The organism is Verrucomicrobium sp. GAS474, from assembly GCF_900105685.1.
In the GTDB taxonomy this organism is placed as follows: domain Bacteria; phylum Verrucomicrobiota; class Verrucomicrobiia; order Methylacidiphilales; family GAS474; genus GAS474.
On the sequence record NZ_LT629781.1, the window covers coordinates 1127519 to 1150506 of the forward strand.

11 protein-coding genes are annotated in these 22988 nt (G+C 67.3%); 8 read left to right on the plus strand and 3 right to left on the minus strand.

Annotated features, from left to right (window positions below):
* Positions 1 to 5: 5 nt before the first annotated feature.
* Positions 6 to 2054, minus strand: coding sequence for a hypothetical protein (locus BLU04_RS04670; protein WP_157895126.1), 2049 nt, complete (start codon positions 2052 to 2054; stop codon positions 6 to 8).
* A 9-nt stretch (positions 2055 to 2063) separates the two neighbouring features.
* Entirely contained in the window at positions 2064 to 4823 is a 2760-nt protein-coding gene (locus BLU04_RS04675) for a PEP-CTERM sorting domain-containing protein (RefSeq protein WP_093282830.1), read from the minus strand.
* A 220-nt stretch (positions 4824 to 5043) separates the two neighbouring features.
* Here BLU04_RS04675 and BLU04_RS04680 point away from each other — a divergent pair, with 220 nt between their 5' ends.
* From BLU04_RS04680 to BLU04_RS04695, 4 genes are all read left to right on the plus strand, one after another.
* A complete protein-coding gene (locus BLU04_RS04680; RefSeq protein WP_157895127.1) occupies positions 5044 to 5901 on the plus strand; it encodes a carbohydrate-binding family 9-like protein in 858 nt (285 codons plus the stop codon).
* Between the two features lie 14 nt (positions 5902 to 5915).
* Entirely contained in the window at positions 5916 to 8948 is a 3033-nt protein-coding gene (locus BLU04_RS04685; protein WP_093282835.1) for a hypothetical protein, read from the plus strand.
* Between the two features lie 172 nt (positions 8949 to 9120).
* Entirely contained in the window at positions 9121 to 10158 is a 1038-nt protein-coding gene (locus tag BLU04_RS04690; RefSeq protein WP_162274633.1) for a Gfo/Idh/MocA family oxidoreductase, read from the plus strand.
* Between the two features lie 30 nt (positions 10159 to 10188).
* Positions 10189 to 11019: a sugar phosphate isomerase/epimerase family protein gene (locus tag BLU04_RS04695; protein WP_093282842.1), complete on the plus strand. Its 831-nt coding sequence runs from the start codon at positions 10189 to 10191 to the stop codon at positions 11017 to 11019.
* A 32-nt stretch (positions 11020 to 11051) separates the two neighbouring features.
* On the opposite strand, the gene BLU04_RS04700 is transcribed toward BLU04_RS04695, so the two are convergent.
* The gene (locus BLU04_RS04700) at positions 11052 to 12080 is read right to left on the minus strand and encodes a LacI family DNA-binding transcriptional regulator (RefSeq protein ID WP_162274634.1); all 1029 of its coding nucleotides are present in this window, start codon (positions 12078 to 12080) and stop codon (positions 11052 to 11054) included.
* Positions 12081 to 12449: 369 nt separating this feature from the next.
* On the opposite strand from BLU04_RS04700, the gene BLU04_RS04705 reads away from it, so the two are divergent.
* From BLU04_RS04705 to BLU04_RS04720, 4 genes are all read left to right on the plus strand, one after another.
* Complete coding sequence (locus BLU04_RS04705; protein WP_162274635.1) at positions 12450 to 16208, plus strand: hypothetical protein; 3759 nt, start codon at positions 12450 to 12452, stop codon at positions 16206 to 16208.
* A 104-nt stretch (positions 16209 to 16312) separates the two neighbouring features.
* Positions 16313 to 19900, plus strand: coding sequence for a hypothetical protein (locus tag BLU04_RS04710; protein ID WP_157895129.1), 3588 nt, complete (start codon positions 16313 to 16315; stop codon positions 19898 to 19900).
* Between the two features lie 13 nt (positions 19901 to 19913).
* Entirely contained in the window at positions 19914 to 20984 is a 1071-nt protein-coding gene (locus BLU04_RS04715) for a hypothetical protein (RefSeq protein ID WP_093282851.1), read from the plus strand.
* 71 nt (positions 20985 to 21055) lie between these two features.
* Complete coding sequence (locus BLU04_RS04720; RefSeq protein WP_197673030.1) at positions 21056 to 22978, plus strand: hypothetical protein; 1923 nt, start codon at positions 21056 to 21058, stop codon at positions 22976 to 22978.
* Positions 22979 to 22988: the final 10 nt, after the last annotated feature.

The window sequence follows — 22988 nt, forward strand, 5'->3', positions numbered from 1 at the left end:
ACCTTTTAGAGGCTTTCATCGATGGCGGTCCAGTGTCCCTCCGATCGCGTGCCGCTCCAGACGCGGCCGTCGGAAGTGCGGAGCCCCTCGAAGGAGGCCTCGCGCCATTCCGGGGGGCAGGCCGCGCCGAATCGGGGGGTGCCGAAGAAATCGCTGACCAGGGCGTCCTGGATCGCCTGGAGGTAGAGGCCGTGGCTGGTGATGAAGTAGGGCTTGTGCGCCGAGGCGCATTCGTAGATCTGAATCCACTCGGGGTCGATGTTGAGGTCGGACGCCGCGAGCCGGAGATCGGAAAGGAAACCCGCGCCATCGCCCGCGTGGACGGCGGCCAGGCCGCACGCGTTGACCGTCCATCCCTGCGAGGAGCGGGTGCCGAGGCCGACGCAAAGATCGCGCCGCCTCCGGGCCGCGATCCGAGTCGGGCCGTCGACCTCGCCGAGGGGAAGGCAGAAGAGGGGATTCAATTGGACGGGATGCTTCTGGCGTCCCAGGTGGCTCGCGGCGTCGATGCCCTCCCGCGTGGCGTAGAGCCCGGTGGCGGGATCGAGCAAGCGCGCGAAGGGGAGCCCGTCGGCCAGGATGCGGCGCCAAAGCCGGATTTCCCCGTCCTCGACTCGAAGGCAGGCGGCGAGGCGCAAGGCGGCCTGGAGCGTGTAGCGGGCGCTGAAGAGGGAGCAGAGGTAATTCCCTCCGCCCGCGTGATCGAGCTCGTCCTGCCCCATGGAGGGGGTGACGCGGAGATCCCACAGGCCGTCTCCGGCAAGGCGCAGAGCCGAGGCATAGAAGCGGGCCGATTCCCGCACCACCTCCCAGGCGACCTGCCGGGACCACGCCGGGTCATTCAGGTGAAGCGCGGTTTCGTACGCCATGCGGGCCGGGTAGGCGGCGTTGTGGATTTCGTATTGGTAGGCGTTGGGGGAGCCGTCGGCCAGGATGCGGGAGGTCTCCCCGATCGGGTATTCCCAGGCCCACATCGCGCCCTCCGCGCCGTAGATGCGGCGGGTCGCCTCCTGCATCGAGGGAAGGGTGCGGGCGTAGAATTCGACCCAGGCCCGGGCGATGTCGAGGTGGCCGAGGCGGAGCAGGGCGGGATGGACGTAGGAGAGATCCTGCGGGAAGCCGTACGGCCACGCCGCGCCGGTCCAACCCATCGGAGGGGCGGGAGCGCGGAGGTCGGGGCCGTAGGAGGAGAGGAGGTAAAAGTGGGAGCGGGCCCAAAGGGCCTGGGCATCGGGATCGGGGACGCGGAGACGCCCGGCTCCCCACCGCTTCAGCCAATGACGGGCCGCCTCGGCCCGCCGTTGCTCGGGATCGATCGCGAAGAGCGTCTCCTGCAATGAAGCTCCCCGGTCGACGCCCGCGGCTCCCAGGACGAGGAGGTGGCGTCCCTTGCGGGAGGAAAAATGAATGCCGACGCCCCGGGAATCGGCCGCCAGGGAAGCGGTCCCCTCGAGATCGAAGAGGCGGAGCGCCACATGGCTCCGCGCCGTTCCGACCTCAAGCCGGAGGAGATGGAAGTGACTCGCTTCCTCGAGGTGGCGGGCGCTCCCCGAGAGGGGTCCGGCATAGCCGCGCTTCTGCTCCAGGAGCGGTTCGAAGCGGAGGGAGGGAAATCCGGCGGGAAAATCGTAATCGATCTCGATCGTCAGGAGGTCGGGCTGGCCGGGATCGAAATAGGAGCGGAGGGTATGGCTTCCCTGGGGTCCCTCGGCATGCGTCGTGAGGCATCCGTCGAGGAGGGAGAGAATCTGTTCGTAGCGCCGGGGGACGGCGGGAGGATTTCCGGCCCATCCCAGCCAGCCGAGGTGAAGCCAGGCATCGAGGCCGAAGGGTCCTCGATGCCAATAGTCCGCGTGGCTCCAGACGGTCAGCTGCCCGTTCGGCCTGTCGGGGGGGGCGTCGCCCGGGGAGTCCATCAATCCCCAGGCATTCCAGCAGGCTCCGGAACGGCCGCTCCCTTGATAAAGCGGGAGCCTCTTTTCCCCCGGGGCGGGCCACGTCGTGCGGCGGATGTCCCCCGCCCGGATGGCGTCGTCCCGATGCGACGTTTCCATGAACGACGCTTAAGCCGTCCGGACCGCGGCGCGGCGGCGGGCGGCGAGAAGGACGCCGCCGCCGAGGACGAGGAGCCAGAGAAGCGAGGGCTCGGGAACGGCGACCAGGGTCACCAGGAGGTCGGCGTTGTTGAGGCCGGCGAGCGAAAGCGAGTAGATGTCGCCGTCGGTCGAGTAGAGCAGCATGTTGGAGAGCGAGCCGCTTTCGAGCGTGAAGCCGTTGGTGATGAGCCAGGTCTGGCCGACCGTCGGGGTGTAGCCGGTGCCGAGGGTGAGCCGGATCGTGCCGCCGTTGAGGGTGAGGGTATTCGTACCCGAGGCGGCGGCGACGATCTGGTCGAAGGTCGTCGCGCTGGAGAGATCGACGGCAAAGGTCGATCCGACGTTGAAGGTGAGGTTGTTCACGTTGGAGCCGAGGGTGAGGGTCCCGGCCTGGGTCGCCCCGGTCGGGTCGCCCGCGCCGATCAGGCCGCCGCTGTTCACCGTCACGGTGTTGTTCGCGCCGGTGCCGCCGCCGAGGTTGAGCTGGTTGGCGTTGGAGGCGGTGGCAAACTGGAGGGTGCCGGTGCCGGTGAGGGCCGTCACCTGCGCGGTGATCCCGGCGGCGACGGTGGCGTAGCCGCCGTTGTCGATGCGGAGGGCGGCGGCGGAGTTGAGGGCGCCGGAGCTGGCGATGACGGCGTTCCCCTGGACGAGGGTGTAGCCGCCGTAGGTGTTCGTGCCGCTGAGGGTCACGCCGCCGGTGTTCGCCGTCGTGCCGCTGGCCGCGACGATGAGGCCGACCTTGCTCTGGTCGGTGATCGTGTTGGCGATCGTGGAGGCGATCGTCAGTCCGTTCACGCCGGTGCCGCCGCCGGAGACGATCAGGGCGGCGTTTCCGGTGTTGATCGTGCCGCCGGTGATGGTGGTGGAGTTGTTCCCGGCGTTGAAGAGGGCGCCGCTCGTGATGTTGAGGGTCGACCCGAAGCCGATCGTGACCGTTTCGCTGTTGCCGATGCGGAGGGCGTTGATCGTCTCGTCCGCGGTGACGGTCGCGCTCGAGGTGAGGTTGACGTTGTAGGTCGAGGTGCCGAGGCCGTTGAAGAGGGCCGACGTATTGGCATTGTAGTAATCCCCGGTGGAGGCCGTCCCGACGCCGGTCCCGACGGTGAGGGTGCGGAAGCCGCCCGCCGTGGTGTAGGTGACGAGTTCCTGGCCGACCCACGCGGTGAGATCGGTGTTCTGGAAGCCGGAGGAGGACCAGGCCGAGCCGACTGGCGTGCCGCTCGCCCAAGGGACGATGCTGGTGGCGAGCCCGGAGGAGGCGCCGCCTCCGGAGAGGGACGCGAGGATATTCGCGTCGTTGGCGACGAGGATGTTGTTGCCGCCGCCGAGGGTCATGTTGGTGTAGGCGCTGCCCAAGAGGTTCACCGTGGCGTCGTTCTGGCGGACGAGGGAGGCGAGCGTGAGGGTGTTGGGGGCGTTGTAGGTGTAATTGCCGATCACGTTGCGCCCGTCGCCCAGGGTGACGACGCCGAGGGATTGGGCGTATTTGGAGCTGGTGCCGAGCGCGCCTCCGTAGAGGGCGATGGGCGCGGTGCTTTCGATGATGTTGGTCGAATTGATGGTCTGAGAGAGCTCGAGGACCGAGCCCCGTCCGTAGACGGAATAGGAAACAGGCGTGGCGGTGCCGGAGGAGATGTCGGTGACGCCGACGCCGCTCGTGGTGTTGAGGAGGCGAAGAATGCCGCCGTTGATCGTGACCGAGCCGGTGACGGTGGCGACCTGGGCCGTCGTCCCCGGGTTGATGATCGCGGTGCCGCCGCCGGTCTTGGTGAGGTTGTGGATGCCGGTCATCCCGGCCGAGAAGGAGAGAATGTCGATGCTCGCGGCATTGCCGAGCGGGCTCATGCCCGAATCGACCGCGAAGGTGACGTCGCCGTTGCTGCCCGAACCCGCGAAATTCATCGTGAAGTAGCGGCTTCCCGAGCCAATGGTCAAGCCGCGGCTGACGCCGGTTCCGCCCATGGCGACGCTGATCGTCGGGGTGGCGGAGGCGAAGGTCCAGGTGAGGTTGCTGTTGGGGACGAAGCCGACGTCGGCGGGATCGGCACTGTTGTAGGTGAAGTTGCCGGGGAGGGTCCGGTTCGCCGTGATGAGGATTTTCCAGGAGTCGTTCAGGGCGTTGAAGGCGACGCTCGCATTGGTCCCGGCGGCGGTCGTCGCGCCGTTGACGGTGAAGGTGCCGCCCACCTTGTCGATGGCCGTGATGACGTCGAGGGCGGTGTAGGAGCCGGTGTTGCTGGCACCCGTGGTCGCGGTGCTCAGCGTGACGGTGGTGCCGCTGATCGCGGTGATGGTCGTCCCCGACGCGATGCCGGTGCCGGTGATCACCTGGCCGACGGCCATGCCGGTGGTGGAGGTCAGGGCGATGCTTGTCGTCCCCGTCGTGAAGGCCGAGGCGACGGTGGTGGCGGTCGAGAAGGCGCTGGTCCCGCTGCCGACCGTCTGCCCCACGGCCATGTTGTTCAGGGCGGTCGCCGAGGCGGTGATCGTGGTGGCCCCGAGCGCGAAGGTGAGGGTCTGCGTGGTCGCCCCCGTGCTCGCCCATCCGGCGGTGCCGAAGGTGTCGTTGATGGCGCCCCCTTGCCAGTTGGTGGTCGTCTCGTAATTGGTGTTGTTGGCGGTGCCGATCCATTGGGACCAAGCAGGAAGGCCGCTTCCGAGGCAAAGGGCCAGGGTGGCGAACGAAAGAAGGTGAGTGCGGCGCAGGGGGCGAGAGATGGACATGCTTGTTCCGTTCATTCTGCTTATACTCATTAAATCACATTCGCATTTTTCAGTTCTTTTGCAAGTACATTATGAGTAAGTACAATGTTTTATAATTTACTTATAATAAGCATTTTATGATCTATTAAAGAGAGAAATAAGCGAGGAATGCCTATTTTTCCACGATTTTCCGAAGAGCTTGTCTTTTGAAGAAAATGCATATATGCAGATAGGCGAACCGATGAATCGAAGAGACCAGGCGCGGACGATGCAAGGGAGAGGAGTTCTCCTGAGCCTTGGCGGGATCGCCCTCTTGCTGCTCCTCGCCCTTCCTCTCCGCGCCGAGATCGTCAATGCCGCGCCCCGTCCGCGCATCGGGGTGCCTCACGCCGCGGCGATTCCCAAGGTCGATGCCGACCCCGCCGATCCCGCCTGGAACGGCGCGGCCTCCATCGTTTCCCTCTCCCCGAGCCTGCGGGAAGGGAAAGACGCCGCCTTGCCCGTCCCTGCCTCGGCGACGGAGATCCGGCTGCTCTGGGATGCCGAATGGTTGTACGTGAGATTCCTCTGCCGGGGAGGGATGCCCTACACGCCGGAACGGGGCCGGAATGCGCTTCTTTACAAGGGCGACGCCGTCGAGATGTTCATCGATCCCGCCGGGGACGCCCGCCAGTGGATCGAGTTGCAGGCCAACGTGAACAACGATCTCTTCCAGCAGCTCTTCCTCTGCACGGGGGAGCCGCAGTCCGGCCCCACGCTCCGCCTGCGCGACGACCTGTTCGGGCGCGATGTCTGGATCTTCCGCGGGTGGGAGCTGACCGGATTGCGCAATGCCGCCTCGCGCCGCGACGGGAGCGGAGCCGGGGGGGAGACGGAGTGGATCGTCGACCTCGCCCTGCCTGCGGCATCGCTCCTGAAACGGCTCGGAAAGACGAAGTTCGAGCCGATGACGCTCCGCGCCGAGTTCCTCCGCGCCCTTTGGTCGGCTCCCGGCGCGGAGGGATCGCGCTATCTGGTTTTCCTCGATTGGGCCCCGGTCACCTACGGCAATCCCCACCGCTCCCCCGCCGCCTTCGGCTTCCTCGATCTTCTTCCCTAATATCTCCTCCTCTCATGACCTCCTCCCTCCCGCTGCTCTCCGTTTACACCTTGCCCTACCGGCTCGTCTTCCGCGAGGAGGTCGGCATCGCGCACGAGGAGCAGGTGATCGAGGTGCCGATTCCCGACGGCAGCCCGGCGCTCTTTTTCCTGCGCGACGGGGTCACGGGGCGGCTCTTCCCCGTCCAGGCCTCGCGGCGGGAGGCGGGACGCGGTTACCTTCGCCTGGCGCTCGGCGAGGGGGAGTGTCTCTCCCTGGAAGCGACCGAGGCGGTGGAAGAAATCGGCGCGGCGGTCTCCATCGCGGGATGGACGGCGGGGAACGGGCGGTGGGAGATCGAGTTCTCGGGCGGCGAGGCGGGGCCGAGGGAGGCGGGTTCCTTCGCTCCGGGGCCGGTGGCCCGTGTCCGGCAGGGGGCGGGGGCGTGGCGCGGCAGGACGTTCTTCGACACGGCGCAGCCGCTCGTCGCCGCGCGGGCCGAGTGGCTGGAGGCCGGGCCGCTGCGCGCGGTCTGCCGCTACCGCGCCGAGTTCGGCGGCGGCGGGGTCTACGAGCTGACGGCGACGGCCGACGCGCCCTCCGACTTCCTCCGGTTCGACGAGCAGTTCCATGGCGGCGCGGCCGACCAGCTGGTCTGGGACTTTTCCGGGGCCGACCTGCCCGAGCGCCTGAGCCTCCTCGACTCGACGGCGGGCGCGACGGTGAAGGAGATCCATTTCCATTACGACCTCCGCCACGCGCGTCTCTGGGCGTGGAACCAGTTCTCTCAGCTCCACGATCTGTCCGACGGCTTCGCGCTCCACTTCCCGCAGGGCGACGCGCTCGGCTGGGTGACGCTGGAGGGCGGCTCGTGGAACGGCAACGCGCTGAATCACCTCGAGGCGTGGAGCCGCCGCTGGGAGGCGGACGACGGGGCGACGCGCCGCCTTCCCTTCGATGTGAAGGCCGATTCCTTCCCCGGCCCGGAGCGGATCCCGGCGCGCGGCGAGAGTGTCTGCGCGCCCCATTTCTCGGTCGAGGGCTGGCTGCGGCGGGGGCGGCGCTCCTTCGCGCTCGTCCCCTCGACGGGGGCGGCGCTGGCTCCCGGGCGGGAGGGGGCGTCGACGCTGGGGGTGGAGGGGTGTTCCGTGGCCCTCGGCCATTTCGAGGAAGTGCCCGACCGCGCCGCCTATCGCGCCCAGCAGGGACGCCTGCGCCGGATCCACACGCAATACGGGCTCCTCCCGCTCCAGGCCCAGCTCGGCATGACGTTCGCGTGGCCGGTCGAGGAGGGGTTCTCCTCCGGTGGGGAACACGAGGGACGGCGGCGCGCCCTCGCCCTCGCCCAGCTCCACCAGCCCCCGGCCCCGGAGGGCGATCCGGAGCGGCTCCGTCAGCTCGACGATTACCTCGCGGCCCGCGTCCACGGATTCTGGGAGGGCTCGGGCTCGGCCTATTCGAACTGCGTGGTGGGGCGGAAGATCGGTCCCGAGATGTTCCGCCTGGAGGACCTCGCCCGGCGCGGCCTCGTCGACGGGGCGACGCTCGCGCGGTGGCGCGCCCGCTTCGCCTTCCTCTCCTACCTCAACGCATCGGAGAATTATTACATCGGCCCGGCGACGATGGCCCCGATGGGAGCCCTTGAGACGACCGAGCCGACCCTCGCGGGGATGGCGAACCAGAATTTCTACACTGACGTGATCGCCGTCTTCGGCTTCGCGGCCCAGGCCTTCCCCCTCCATCCCGAGGCGGCGGGGTGGCGGGAACGCTTCATCGGCCAGTGGGCGCAGCAACTCCGCTATCACCTCTATCCGAAGAGCGGCCTCTGGGAGGAGAGCCACACCTATTACCAGCACGTCCTCCACACGCTTCTCCCCCTCCTGCTGCGGCGGCGGGAGGACGGCGCGGGCGATTTCTTCGCCGATCCCGCGATGCAGCGGATGGTCGCGGCGGCGCTCGTCCAGGTCACGCCCCGGCATGCCGAGGCGGGCGGGCGGCGCCACCTCCTGGCGCTCGGCGACCACGGCGCGGAGCGCGGCCACTACCGCCACGTCTACGCCGAATACGCCCGCGCCCTCCTGCCCCACGCCCCCGGACTGGCGCGGCAGCTCGCCTGGCTCGCGGTCGAGAACGGGGCCGCGCCCGCCTCGGTCGAGGCGATCGGGACCGAGGCGCCGCCCTGGGGGAACGGCCCGGTCGAGGGGCTCGGCTACTTCTTCCGGGGGCGGGACGCGGCGGGCGTCGAGACGCTCCTCGCGCTGCGGAGCGGGACGGCGTGGGCCCACCATCACAACGACGAGGGGAGCCTCCAGTTCTTCGCCAAGGGTCACGCCCTCCTCGTCGACTCGGCCTTCGGCCGCCCGCAGGAGCGGGGCGAGCGGAAGGTCGCGGCGGCGGGCCACTCGCGCCCGGTGGCCCAGGGGGTCGATCCCCTGCACTTCCTCTGGCGCTGCAACCGGGGCTGGATCGTGGAGACTGCGGCGGCGGCGGCCCCGTTCCCCTACGCCGTGGCGGGCATTCCGCTTCACATGACGTGGCCGTCGAACCTGGGACCCCAGCCGGTCCTCCGGTCGCTGTGGGAGCTTCGGGCGGTGATCGAGCTGGCGCCCGACACCTACCTGGTCGCCGATTACCTCGATGCGCGGCAGCCGCATGTCCTTCGCTTCCATGTCGCCCTTCCGGAGGTCGGGACCGACGAGGAAGGCGGCGTGCGCGCCCTCTTCGGCGACGGAGTCGAGTTGCGCCTGATTCCGCTCCTCCCCGTGGCTCCGCCCCAGTGCTCCGGCGATCGTTCGCGCGATCCCAAGGTAGGCGTCGAGGAGGCGACGACCTCGGTCGACTACGTCGGGGTGACCGGCCCCTGGTCGCTCTTCCTGGTTGCCGCGCGGGCGGCGGGGGAGCCGCCTCCCGAGATCGAAATCCTCTCCGAAGGGCGGGAGACGCGGATCGGGAAAGCCGTCGTCGCATGGACCGAGGACCGCTTGACGGTCCGGTCTCTCTCGGCAGGAGAGGGAGCTCCGGTCGTCCTTGATCCGAGCCGACTGCTGGCTCCGTTAAAGCGGCCGTGACGGGTGGGAAGAGGGGCGATTTCAATTAGACTTGCCATTTGGCAGCAACCCAATTATTTTGCTTATAAGCAAAATGGCTTTCTGGATAGGAATCGAGACTGGTTCTGATTTAAACCGGTATCGCAAGAGATATAAGCATATGAACACCTTCTCTCCCGCGCCCCCCTCCACCATGACTCATCGGATCGGGATCGTCGGTCTCCGGTTCGGGAGTCACATTCTGCGGTTGATGTCGGAGGGGGCCACCCAGTCCCGCTTTACTCTTGGAGGGGTCTGCGACGTGAATCCCGCCTTCGCCGCCGAGGAAGGGGCGAAGTGGGGGGTCCCGGCCCACACCTCGCTCGACGCTCTCCTCGAAGACGACGAGATCGGCGTGGTCGGCCTCTTCACGCAGCCTGCGGGGCGGGCGCAGCTGTTGCGGCGCATCATCCGCGCGGGCAAGGACGTGATGACGACGAAGCCCTTCGAGCTCGACGTCGCCGAGGCGGAGTCGGTCCTGGCCGAGGCCCGGGAGCTGGGACGGGTGATCCACCTGAATTCCCCCCCCGCCATTCTCCCCGAAGATCTTCGCATCATCGAGCGGTGGCGGGAGGTCCACGATCTGGGCAGGCCGGTCTCGATCCACGCCGCCGTCTGGGCCAATTACTGCGAGGAGGCCGACGGCTCCTGGATGGACGATCCGGAACTCTGCCCCACGGCGCCCCTCTTCCGCCTCGGGATCTACCTGCTCAACGATCTCGGATGCCTCTTCGGCCTGCCCGAGGAAATCCAGGTGATGACCTCCCGCCTCCGCACCGGGAGGCCGACGGCCGACAACGCGCAGATGATGGTCCGCTACCCGAACCGGGCCCTCGGCCACATCGCGGCCTCGTTCTGCATCGACGACGGCGACCGGTACCAGAACAGCCTCTCCCTCCATTTCGAGAACGGGACGATCTACCGGAACGTCGGCGGCCTCCGCCTGCACGAGCCGCGCGGCGAGGGGGCCGAGCTGTGCCTCGTCCAGCGCGGGACCAAGGGGCGGCAGGTGATCGAAGCGACCCGGGTCGAAGAGATGTCCGGCAGCTATCAATGGGGGGCGCTCGCCGACGCGATCGAGGCCGGACGGGGGATCGACGCCGCCTATGCCGTCCGCCTCGTCGACAGCGTCCGCATCCTGGACGCCCTCCGTCGCAGCCAGCATGCGGGTGCCGGCGTGATTCGACTTTAGCCGCGGGAAGAGATCGCCGATCGCCTCCGCATGCCTCCCCCCCGCATCGACCTCGGTTTCTGCTGGATATTCGGCGAACTTCCTCCCGAGGAGGGGCTTTCCCGGCTCCGGGAAGCCGGCTTCGACGGCGTCGAGCTCTGGCCGGAGGCGCTGTGGCGTTGGGGGGCGGAGCGGTGGGCGAAGGCGCTCGCGGCCTCGGGCCTTCGGTGTTTGCAGCTCTGCCCTTATTTCGATTTCGTCCACGGTGCGGCGGCGCTGGAAAAGAGCCGCCTCGAGCTCGACGCCTTTTCCCGGGCCGCGCGGATCGTCGGCTGTTCCCGGATTCGCGTCTTCACCGGCCCCCCCTGGGGCGAGGGGGTGGTCGGAGGTGCGGAGGCGAGCCCCGGGCAATGGGAGGCGGCCACGAGCTCTCTCCGTGCGTTTTGCGACCGGGGCTCGGCCGGGGTTCCTCCTCTCGAATTTTGCCTGGAATGCCATGAAGGAAGTCTGATGGAGGATTCCCCGTCGGCCCGACGGCTCCTCGACGGGGTGGCAAGGCCGAATCTGACGATCAACCTCCAGTTGCCGCTCCTCGGCGAGCCGTGGGAGACGAGCCTCGCCGCCCTCGCGCCGATGACGACCCACATTCATATCCACAACTGGACGACGGGGCTCGGCGAGGGGGAACTGACTTTTCTCGATGAAGGGGGATTCGATTGGGAGCCGGTGGTCCGCGCGATCGTGGAGCGGGGGCGGGGAGATTCCCTCACGCTCTCGGTGGAACATGCCGGACACGGAGGCCGCCATGACCCGTGGGAGACGGCGCGCCGGGATGGGGCGTTCCTGCGGGAACTCCGCGCCCGCGTGCTGCCGCGATCCTAGAGCCGGTTCTGCCCCCCAAGTGAGAACCGTCTCTAGCCGCGGGGAGCGGCCGTACTCTCGCGGACGACGAGCTTCGGCGTCATGCGCACGTCGACCTTGTCGGCATCGGGCCCCCAAAGCAGGGTGATCGCCTTTTCGATCCGTTCCTGGGGAGAGAAGGTCATTTCGGTCAGGGGCACGGGAAGAATGTCGGCGTTCTCGATGGCGTCGAAGGAGAGGAGGGAAATGTCTTCGGGTACCCGGATGCCATGGCGCATCGCGTACCGCAGGACGGCCCAGGCCCCGACGCCGGAGAGGGGCGCGACGGCGGTGGGCCATTCGCGGCGGTCGCTGCCCGGGCCGAAGATCTCGTCGGCTTTCCGGTAGGCGGCATCGTAGGAACTGTCCCAGTTCTGGGTCTGGCACGAGACGACGCGGGCGTGGCGCAGACCCCGTTCTTCGATCTTGCGGTGGACGAGCTGGGAGCGAAGACTGGTGATGAGAAGGATTTCGGGCTCGTTCACCATGAAGAGAATGCGCTCGTGGCCGAGCCCGGTCAGGTGATCGATCACCTGGTCGACCTCGGTTTCGTAATCGGGCATGATCGTGCCGCAGGCGAGGCCGGGGATTTTCGGCCCGAGGACGATGTGCTGGTACCCTTCCATGCGGAGGTGGGAGCTGAGGGCGAGGGTCAGGTCGACCGTGAGGCCGGCGATCAGGAGCCGCTCCTGGCTGGGCGGGTATTTGATCGACCGGATGAGGTCGTTGAGGCGGTCGTTCCGATGGAGGTAGTGGGGATCGAGGAGGCATCCCTGCTCCCGGCAGACGGTGTATTCGATGCCCAGGCTGTTGCGGCTCAGCTCGGGGAGGATGAAGCCGACATGGCGGGTCTCGGTCTTGCGCTGGACGAAGAAGCCGCGGCGGGGTTCGGGCAGGAGGTAGCCCTCGGCCACCAGGTCGTTCAAGGCGCGCCGGATCGTCGGCTGGGAAACGGCGAGCTTTTCGATCAGCTCCCGTTCCGAGTGGAAACGCTGGCCGTGTTCGAATCCGTTCAGGATTCGCTCGCGCAGAATCTGCCGCACCTTGGCATGAAGCGGCTGCTTAAGCTCATCTGCCGCCAGAGTAAGATAAGGATTATCAGGGGTTAACATAAAAGCAGCATTCACTTTACCATATCGAAAAGTGGGAGGAGCGTCCATTTTTGAAATAGTTTGAATGAGTTATGCTTATATGCACATTGCAAAGCGCGTTGATCTAGAGAAGTTTTAGGATTGGAAAGGGGGATGAAGATTAGAAAAAGAGTAAAAAAGAGATCGCTTTCATAAAAACTTTCGCGCAATTTCTGTGCTTAGTTGCAGATGAAAAACCCAGGGTTCTTTTTAATTCGACCGGCGATGCTGGGTTTGATGCTTTTGATGACCCACCAGGCTCTGGGGGGGGATTCGTTGGCCTTGATCGGGGGAAACCCCGGCCCGGAATTCCTTCAGGCGCTCCATGCTGCGGGGGCGGTCGGCGGTCCGGCCCGGACCCTCCCGGAGGAGGCCGATATCCTGTTCTATGATCCGGCGGGCAACCCGCTCGCCAAAGCGGCCCCGGAGACGTTGGAGAAGATGAAGCGCCTGCTGGGGAAAGGCGGCAGTGTCGTCTTTCTGATGTCGGGCCGGACGGGCGATTTGGAGGCGTTCGAGACGCTGATGCCGGTGACGCTCTGGGCGGCGCAGGCCGAGCGGCACCTCCGCCTCAGCACGGGCGGCACGGTTCCGGCCGGGGCTCCGGCCCGGCTCGCCTCCGCATTGCGCACTCCCGGCTTCCAGCTCCCGGGGCGCTACGATCTTCACCTCCCCTATTCGACGATGGAGGGGGGGCAGCACCGTTACGAGTGGGAACGCCTGGGCAAGCCCCTCGTCAATACCGATTGGCGCCTGCTCCTCGCGGGGGACCGGGACGGCCTCCTCCCGCTCCTCGTGGAGGGCCGTTACGGCCCGGGCCGGGTCTTCGTCTTCGCGGGGGATCTCTACGCGCCCGGCCTCGCGGCGTGGCCGGGCTACGGCGCATTCGTCGGGGCCCTGCTTGACGAGGCGCGGCCCCGCCCGCTGCCCGCGTCCGCCGCCGAGGCCGACGGGGTGACGGTGGCGATCCCGGCGTGGCAGGCGTCGGGATCCCTGGCCGTGGAAGTGACGAACGGCACCGCCTCCGCCTTCAACGGGGTCCTTTTCTGCAAGGTCCGCAATTTCTCGCGGGAGCTGATGAACAGTGTCTCGATCGAGGTTTCGGTCCCCGCCGGGAAGACGGTCCAGGTCGCGGTGCCCGAAAGCGCGGCGGCTCCCGAGCGGGAGATCGCCGCCGCCTCTCCCGCCGCCGACGCGGCTCCGTTTCGCCGGATCGACGCGGGCCTTTCCGGCCTCGACCGGCAGAAGGTCGTCTCGGTGGTCTCGGGCCTCGTCGATTGCACCCCCGCCCTGACGCTCTCCGTGCAGGGGGAGGATGTGCGGGCGTTTCCCGAGAAGGATCACTGGATGGCGGGTGGGAACAATTTCCTTAGCGGGAATGGGATGCCCCTCGGCCGTTCCTTTGCCTTCTGCGGCGAGAGGCCGAAGCTTTCCATCCGGTTTGGCAACGGCTTTCACAACATCGCCCCGCTGGCCGTGGCGACCGATCTGGCCTGGCCGGAGAATGTCTCCGCGCAGGGGCTGAACGACGGGAGCTACAGCTACGAGAGCGTGCGGGGAAAACTTCCCGTCACCGGCTATTGGGCGGGCCGCAGCGCGGAGGCCCAGAAGATTCGCCTGGCCTGGCCCGCGCCGGTGACCGTGGCGCGGCAGGCCCTTTCGGCGCAGACGCCGTACCGCGGTTGGGACCGCGCCAATCCCCCCCGCTACGCCCTCGCCGCCGAGGTGCCGGGCGGGGAGAAGCTTCTCTCCCTCGCCTCCGTCGATCCCGCGGTCTACGTCTCGGGGCGACGCGAGGACAGCTTCCCTCCCGTCGTCGCGTCGGCCTGCGTCCTCACCGTTTCCGGGCTCGACGCGAAGGCAAACCTCGAGCCCCGGGCTCTCCAGGGAGGGACGTTCAATTGCGCCCTCGGCGAATGGGAGCTCTACGGCTGGCCCGACCGGAATCTCCCCCCGTCGGTGAAGGGAAAGCTGACCGTCACCGTCCGCGACCTCTCCGCCGGAACGGTGAAGACGCTTCTGGAAAAGACGCTCTTCCTCGACGCCGCGGCGGAAACCGCGCTCACGGTCGAGCTGCCGACCCTCGACCGCTACGGGCAGGTGGCGGTCCACGGGGAGTTTGTTCCCGACGACGGCGGCGCTCCGGTCGCGACCGATTTCCCCTTCCTCTTCATTCCGCCCGACGTCCCGCATCTCCTCGCCCGCTCCACCCTCGGCGAAGCGGAGGCGGGGATGCTCTGCTCCCCCGGCTTCCTCGTCGGAGACGAATTCGGCCTCGGCACCCTGGACGACACGCAGGGCTGGGGCGGGCCCGACGACCAGCCGTGGGCGTGGCAGAACGATCTGGTGGAGATGGGGTCCCGCCCGCGCGACAGCGCCGGCCGGTTCTTCCTCTCCTCGGCGGGCATCAGCCACTACACCGATCCGTGGCGCAGTTTCCCCTCGGGACGCCCCGTCTGGGATTGGATGACCGACGGGCTCCTCGCGAAGTTCGCCTCCGGGCCGTGGAAAGGGAAGACCTCGATCCACATCGGGCTCTCCGACCGCTGGAACGGCGTCCCGATCGGCGCCGCCTTCTCGTGGGACGACCTCGTCCGCTTCGATCAGTCATTGCGGGCCGCCGGGAAGCCGGGCCTCCAGGGCCGGACGAAGGCCGAGCTCTGCGACGACGTCACCTCCCATCACGCCGACGCGTTCCAACGTTTCGAGCTGGCGACCTACTCCGACGCGCTGCTCCGTTCCCAGGAGCGCTTCGCCCGGGCGGGAATCCGGATGACGACCGAGACCCACGGCAGCTTCCCCCTCGCGGGCGGCGACCTCGGCTCCGCGCTCGCCAAGACGGGCAACTCCGTCGGGACCGACTTGTTCTGGGATCTTCACGACGAGGACCTCTACAAGAGCCTCGGCTACCGCTTCGGCCTCGTCGCGGCGAATCCCGATCTCGAATCGGGAGCCTACGGCCAGTGGGGCTGGATCAGCGGCTCCCTGGCGAACCCGACGTGGTTCGCTCCGAGCGGCGACGCCGAGCCGTCGCGCCGCCAATGGTATGCCACCTACTGGATGGGGCGGATCACCTCGGACGGAACCTACCGGCCCTACACCGTGTACGGCTTCTCCCTCCAGGGCGGCTACGGGGTGAAGAACACGATGGCCGATTGGGACGCGTTCAACCGGGTCGAGAACGAGATGATCTGGACCCGGCCGGAAAAAGCGGTTGGCTTCGGTCTCGTCGTCTCCTGGCAGTTGCAGGAAAACCGGATGGGGGCGGAGGCGGGGTACCTCGGCTTCGGCCTTTACGCGGCCAAGCAATACGGCCAGCTCGACGCCACGGCGGGCGAGGCCTATCACCGACTCGTGCGGAACGGGGTTCCCTTCGGCTTCGTCGCCAGCACCCACACGCTGCGGAAATGGAACGGCACCCAGCCCCTCCTCGTGGTCGACGGCTTCGACACCGATCCGTGGGAGATCGCCGAGCTGGAGCGGCTGAACAAGGCGGGGGCGCCGATCGTCGCCGTCGGGAGCGAGGGCCGGGCCGGACATCGGGAGGCCGAGGCTTTCTTCGGCGTGAGGCGGACCGAGGGCGGGTGGACGGCGGTGGACGGGACCGAGGTGGTCCCCGACGCCGCAGGGAGGCCGTTTGCCTACCTGCGCCGCCGGTCGGGTGCCGGTCCGACCCTCTTCTGCCCGAAGCCGGTCGCCTCGATCGACGGGGCCGAGTCGGCCCTCCTCGCCGCCCTCTGCCTGAAGGCCGCCGACCAGCCGCTCTCCCTCACGCCGGGACTCACCGTCACTCCCTTCGCCGCGAACGGAAGCCTCTTCCTCCTCCTCGGCAGCCAGCGGGACGATGCGGTCCTCGCCGAGGTGGGCGTTCGTCCGTCCCTCCTCGATCCTTCCTTCAAGGGGACGGCGTTCCGCGTGATCGACCACGACCGGGGCGTCGTCGTCCCGGCCCAGTGGGACGCCGCGCAGGGCACCCTCCGCTTCCGTGTTCCCTGCGCCGGGAACGACGGGCGGATGCTCCAGATCATCCCTTCCTCCTGATCTCCCGAATCTTCCCTTTTCTTATGAAAATCCCGAATCGAATTTGCCTGCTCCCCGTCTGTCTCCTCCTTCTCGGAGTGCTTCCGCTTCCGCTCTCCGCGCAAATGAAATCGGGCGACACGATGCTCCACTATTCCGAGGTCTTCAACGTCGTCGTCAACCAGCGCACCGCCCCCTATGCCTACGACGTCACCCTCATCGAAAGCGATCCTGACGGGAACATCGTGCCGCCCGGTGTCCAGCCGACGCTCCGATTCCTCTTTTCCAACAACCTCGACCGGCCCATCGAGGCCGAGGGGAAACTGGACGTCATCGCATACGGAACCCGGAGCATCTCCGGGGACATCTGGCAATCGGACGTCTACAAGATAGCCGACCTTCCCGCGCTGCCGCTCCGGGTGAGCCTGCCCGCGAAGGGGTCCCAGGTCATCGAGATCCATCCGGCCCTGCCGGAGACCTTCGGCGCCTACGCCTTCGTCGCCGACCTCGGCACCGCGGGCGGCGGGCGGCGTTTCGCGACCTCCTGCGTCCGCGCCTTCGCCCCCGTTCCCGCGAAGATCCAGTACCCGAAGCTTTCCCTCGACGACATCGGCATCCCGGTGCTCCACGGCCTCGGCGTGCAGGCGATCCGCATGGGCGTCGCCTACGTCCCGACGAGCGACCCGAACTACCCCGCCGCGATGGCGAAGCTCGACGCGACCCTCCGCGCCTATGCGGACAAGAACATCACCGTGATGCTCATGTTCTGGTCCGGACCCGCCCTGCAGCCCCTGGGACGGGGCCGCCCCCACCTCGACGAGAACAACGTCATGCTCGACACGAAACAGGACTACTGCTGGATGCCGCAGGACGACCCCGACTTCCGGAAGTTCGTCGCCGACATCGGGAAACGGCAGGGCTGGCCGCGGGGGCCGGTGACCTCGATGCTGCTCTGGAACGAGCCGTGGGAGGGGAGCTCGATCTCGGGCTGGGGCGCCGACACGCTCCGCTACCGGGAGATCTTCACCGCGATGGCCCAGGGCGTCGAGGAGGCGCGCGCCGCCGGTGCCCAGATCCTCATCGCCGGATGCGATTCCTCCTCGAACACCTTCGACAAGCTCTTCCCCGACGGGACCGACACGATGCTGAAGTGGCTCGACGTCTGCTCGATCCACTACCAGGGCCTCACATCGCCCTCCCTCTTCCGGAAATGGATCGACCGGAAGAGCCCCAACGGCCGCGTCCGCATCTGGGATACCGAGAGCTGGGTCGCCAACACGCCGGACCGGGTCGCCGCCGTGATCGCCGCCGACCGGGCTGCCGGGTATGACCGGGCGATGGGCATTTACGGGGGGAACATCACCACGCAGGTGAAAAGGAAAGTGACCCTCCCGGACAAGTCGCAGCGCGAGATCGAGACCTACACCGTCTGGCCTCCCGCCGTCGCGGTGGCGGCGGCGCAGCACTTCCTGGGCGAGCGCGATTTCCGGAAGATGCTCTTCCAAAACGGGCTTCCCTGGGTGATGGTCTTCGACGGGCTCAAGGAGGGCGACGTCGAGAAGCCCGACGACGGAACCGTCGTCGTCGTCGGGGACCTGCGCGAGCAGTTCGGCGACATTCTCGCGAACCGGGGCGCGAAGGGCCTCGCCGAAGTGAGGGAAAAGGAAGCCCTCCGCCAGGCCCTCGCCGCCCTCCCCGCCGGTTCTCCCGAGCGGGCCGGCCTGGAGAAGAAGCTGGCCGCGCCCGGTCTGCTGAGCGGGGGAACCCTCACGCTCCGCAATCCGGCGAAGGAATTCGTCCTCTACGATTTCTACGGCAACGTCGTCCCCCCGACGGGCGACGTCCTCATGGTCCCCCTAGATTGGCGGGGCTTCTTCCTCCGGACGACCGGCGCCGCGGGCTCGTTCGCCCGGCTGACGAAGGCGATCGCCGACGGGCGCGTCGAAGGCTACCAGCCCCTCATAGTCGTCGCCCACGATCTCCTCTCCCGGGTGACGGGGAAGGGGACGCTGCGGCTGACCCTGACGAATATCGTGAACCGCCCGATCACGGGAAATCTCGCCGTTTCCCTCGGCGACCTCAAGCTCGACGCCCCCGCCTCGCTCTCCTTCGGCCCCAACGAGGTGAAAGAGGTCGAGATCCCCGTCCTGCCCGGCGCGGAACGTCCCGACAACACCTATCCCCTCGCCTTCCGCTTCGACGCGGCCTCGCCCGCCGACGGGTTCGCCGTCCTGCGGGAAAACCTCCACGTGAACCAGTTCGCGAAGCGGACGATCCGCGTCGACGGGAGCCTCGACGATTGGAAGGGAGTCCTTCCCGAACCGGTCCAGGCGAAGGGCGATCAGGGGCCCACGCTGATGGAATCGGCATGGCTGCCCTTCGCGAAGTTCGACGTCTCGCAGAAGTCGGGCTTCGCCACCTCCTACCTCGCCTACGACGAGAAGAACTTCTACTTCGCCGCGAAGATCGCCGACGACAGCCCCTCTTCCGGAGCCCTCCGTTACGAGAAGCGGAACGACGACGATTACTTCTACCCGGCGGTTTCCCTCGAGTACGACCGGAGCAAGACGCTCCTCAAGAAGGACCAGGAGTGGAACGCCCCCACCCGTCTCCCCGCGGCGCTGTTCCTGCCCGACTCGAAGGAAAAGAGTGTCACCGCGTGGTCGAGCGTGGCGGAAGCCTTCGCCGTCGACCTCGCCGTGCCGGAGGGAACCTTCCGCCGTCTCACGCTCTACTTTGTCGATTCCGACGAATACATGAACGGACGCCGCCGGACCGTCGTCGAGGTCCAGGACGCCGCCACGGGCCGGAAGCTTGCCGAGACGACCATCACCGATTCGGGGCCGGGAACCTACGCCACGTTCCGGATTGCGGGCAAGGTCCGCCTCGTCATCCGGAGCCGGATGAGCTGGCTGCCCGCGACGGTCAGCGGCCTCTTCTTCGATCCGGAGACCGGGGGCGGGATGCCGAAGACGCCGACCGACGCCGAGTTCGTCGGGATCGACATCACGAGCGGCGCTTCCTGGCAGGGCCGATATGGACGGGACGGCTTCCAGATCGTCGGCGATCCGAAGGGGCCCCGCTATCCGGATTACGCCGTGGTCGCCCTGCCCGAAGTCGTGGCCAAGGTCGAGCACGCCTGGCCCGAGGGCGTCCGCCGTTATTCCTATCGGAAGAATCCCGACCTGCCGTTTGGCAGCGTGCCGAAGTTCGACAACGTCCAGATCGCTTTCAACGTCGTCCCTGCCGACAAAAAAGAGGCGAACATCGCCGCCGCGCCGGGAGTGCCCGCCGGATTCGTTCCCGCGCCCGACACCGACTACGAATACGCCCTCAACCAGGTGGCCGAAAAATACGGCGGCGGCACCGAGGTCTGGCGCTGCCTGGTTCCCGGGATGCCGCGGAAGCATTTCTATCCGCGCCAGCCCGCCAGCCCCTTCGACGGGCCGGTGAAGAACGCCCAGCTCCGGATCTGGCGCGACGGCAATTCCCGGTTCGTCGAGTGCGCAATCCCGTGGAGCGAGATGCCGCTGGTCAAGAAGGCGATCGATGCCGGAAAGACGGCTTGCTTCTCTTACCGGGTCAACGACGACAAGGGACCGGCGATGGAGCTGGCGATGGATCGGAGCGTCTCCCGCAAGAATGCCTATGCCTTCCATCCCGACTGGGTGGAGCATTGGGCCAACCAGGTGGAGTTCTCGTTTGAAAAATAAGCGGCTGGCCTTCTTGCCCTTTTGGCTCCTCGCCGCGGCCTGGCTCACGGCGGGAGGCTGGGCGGCCACGCCCCGGCCGATCCTCGTCTGCACGGCGGCAGGGGCGACGCCCGCGTTGCAGCGGGCGACGGCCGATTTTATTCCCCGGGCCGGGAAAGCGCCCCTCCTCCAGGCGTTGAAGCTGGCAGGGGAGGCGGGGGAGATCTCGGCAAAGGGAAGCGAGGAGCTCCTCGTTCCCAAGGCCTACGATACCGCCGCCCACAGCCACCTCGTCGTCATCGGTCTCCGGTCCCAGGATCCGCTGCTCGAGAAGACCGCGGGCTTCACGGCTTCGCTCGACGAGGGGAAGCGGGAGTTCACCTCCCTCGGCATCGGGACGCTGAACGGGGACGTGGGCTGGGTCGAGTCCGACCGCAATCCCTTTCTACACAGCCATCGCATCCGCTCCGCGCCGGAGGACACGGTGCTGGTGAAGATCACGGGGACGAGCGAGGCGGGGGTCCTGGCCGCGCTGGCGGCCTTCGAGCAGGGGATGATCAACGGCGTGGTCGCGGCGGGATCGTTCACCCGCCCCGAGACGACGCTGATCGACCGCGATCCCTCGGTCGAGCCCGCCCCCTTCGCCCTGCCGCAGACTCTCGAGGCCGGGAGCGCCGCCGCCTTCCTGGCGGGATGGAACCAGATCCCGGAGAATGAATACCGGGCCGTCCTCGCCGTGGGAGGCGCCGCGCCCTCCCGGATGTGGCGCTACAAGTACCTCGCCGCGGGCATCCTTGAGGAAAAGCCGATCATCCGCTGGTTCGGGGGCGTCCAGCGGAAGGCCTACGGCAATGCCGTCCAGATCCTCGAATTCGGCTCCGCCGAGGAGGCTTCCGCCGCCGCCAAGCGGATGGCCGAAACCGAAAAAGCCGCCCGCCTGCCGTCCGCCGACGGCGAGGGATGGGAAGTCCCCTGGCCGGTCGACCGGTCGGAGACCGTCGACCGTTCCTACGGGAAGACCCTCCTCGTCCCCGCGGGCCGCTACGTGATCGTCTCCAGCCTTCCTCCCGCCGCCACGGCCCAAGTCGCCGCCCTTGCCCATTGATGTGTTGAACCTCTCCTATCCGCCCTCTTCCTATGACCCCTCTTGATTGGATCCTGACGTCTTTTCCCATTTTGCTCGTCTTGCTTGTCGGCCTCTATTGCCGGAAGCGGGTCCGGGGCGTGGCCGAGTTCATGTCGGGCGGACGGCTGGCCGACCGCTACCTCCTCTCCATCGCAGGCGGGGAGTTGCAGGCCGGAGCGGTCGTCTTCGTCGCCAGCTTCGAGGTTCTTTCCCATTCGGGCTTCGCGATGGGATGGTGGGGCTGGCTCGCCGGTCCCATCGGGTTGATCGTCGGCATCGCCGGGTTCGTCGTCTACCGGTTCCGGGAGACGCGGGCGATGACGCTGGCCCAGTTCTTCGAACTGCGTTACAGCAAGTCGTTCCGTCTCTTCACCGGCTTCCTCGGCTTCTTCGCGGGGATCCTCAATTTCGGGATCATCCCCGCCGTCGGCGCGCGATGCCTCGCCTACTTTTGGGGCTTCCCGGAGCACGTCCATTACCTGTGGATGACGGTGCCGACCTATGTCCTCATCATGGGGCTCTTCCTCTCCATCTCCCTCTTCACGGCCCTCTCCGGGGGGCTGGTCACGGTGCTGATGGTGAACTGCCTGGAAGGGATCATCGTGCAGGTCCTTTACATCGTCCTGATCGCGACTCTGCTGGTGACGTTCGATTGGTCCCAGATCCTCACCGTCCTCCAGGCCCAGCCGCCGGGCCAATCGTTCCTCAACCCGTTCGATTCGAGCGGGGTGAAGGACTTCAACGTCTGGTACGTCCTCATGGGCATGGTCGGCGGCATCTACGGGACGATGGCGTGGCAGAATGCGGCGGGCTACCAGGGCGCCGCGCTCTCGCCCCACGAGGCCCGCATGGGAAACCTCCTCGGCTTTTGGCGGGCGATGGGGAAGGGGGCGGTGATCACGCTTCTCGGAATCTGCGCGATGACCTACCTGGCGCATCCGCACTTCGCCGCGGGGGCCGCCGCAGTCGAGAATGAGGTCGGGAAGATCTCCGATCCGCACGTCCAAAACCAGATGCGGATGACGATCTCGGTCGCGCATCTTCTTCCCATCGGAATCAAGGGGGTCCTCTGCGCGATCTTCCTCATGGGAGTCTTCGGCGGGGACGCCACCCACCTTCACTCCTGGGGCGGGATCTTCGTCCAGGACGTCCTCGTCCCGTTGCGGAAGAAGCCGTTCGGCCCGAAGCAGCACCTCCGCGCGCTTCGTTGTTCGATCATCGGCGTCGCCCTCTTCGCCTTTCTCTTCGGGGCGTTCTACCGGCAGGTCGATTACATCGCGATGTGGTGGGCGCTGACTTGCGCGATCTACGTCGGCGGCGTCGGGGCGGCGATCATCGGGGGCCTCTATTGGAAGAAGGGGACGACGGCGGGCGCGTGGACGGCGCTCTTCGTGGGATCGACCCTCGCGGTTTCCGGGATCGTGTGGCGGCATCTCGACGCCCATTGCCCGCTCAACGGGGCGCAGATTTCGTTCGGCACCTGCCTCATCGCGATGAGCCTTTACGTCATCGTTTCGCTATTGACCCACCGGGAGGACTTCAACATGGACCGCCTCCTCCATCGCGGTGCCTACGCGAAGGCGCCGGAGCCCGGCCACGAGATCGTCGCCGTCGCCGCGAGGAAGCCGTTGGGGCTTTCGCGCCTCATCGGCTTCGACGAGAATTTCTCCCTCGGTGACAAGTGGATCGCCGGGGCTCTCTTTGCCTGGAGCTCCCTCTTTTCCGTCCTCTTCGTCGTGGGGACGATCTGGAATTACATCGCGCCGTGGCCCGCCGCGTTCTGGGGTTCCTTCTGGCACGTGGTGGGGCTCGGCTTCCCCATCTTCTTCGCCGTGGTCACCGGCATCTGGTTCACCTGGGGCGGGGTGCGCGGCATCCGCGATTTCTTCCGGCGCTTCCGGCTCGAGCGGAACAACCCCCTCGACGACGGCACGGTGAAGAATCACCAGAACCTCGACGAACGGGCTGTTTAGGCCGGGTCGT

Coding starts and splice junctions, on each gene's coding strand:
- BLU04_RS04710 (WP_157895129.1), top strand. CDS start 16,313: ATGAAATCGGGCGACACGATGCTCCACTATTCCGAGGTCTTCAACGTC.
- BLU04_RS04670 (WP_157895126.1), bottom strand. CDS start 2,054: ATGGAAACGTCGCATCGGGACGACGCCATCCGGGCGGGGGACATCCGC.
- BLU04_RS04690 (WP_162274633.1), top strand. CDS start 9,121: ATGACTCATCGGATCGGGATCGTCGGTCTCCGGTTCGGGAGTCACATT.
- BLU04_RS04685 (WP_093282835.1), top strand. CDS start 5,916: ATGACCTCCTCCCTCCCGCTGCTCTCCGTTTACACCTTGCCCTACCGG.
- BLU04_RS04695 (WP_093282842.1), top strand. CDS start 10,189: ATGCCTCCCCCCCGCATCGACCTCGGTTTCTGCTGGATATTCGGCGAA.
- BLU04_RS04675 (WP_093282830.1), bottom strand. CDS start 4,823: ATGTCCATCTCTCGCCCCCTGCGCCGCACTCACCTTCTTTCGTTCGCC.
- BLU04_RS04680 (WP_157895127.1), top strand. CDS start 5,044: ATGAATCGAAGAGACCAGGCGCGGACGATGCAAGGGAGAGGAGTTCTC.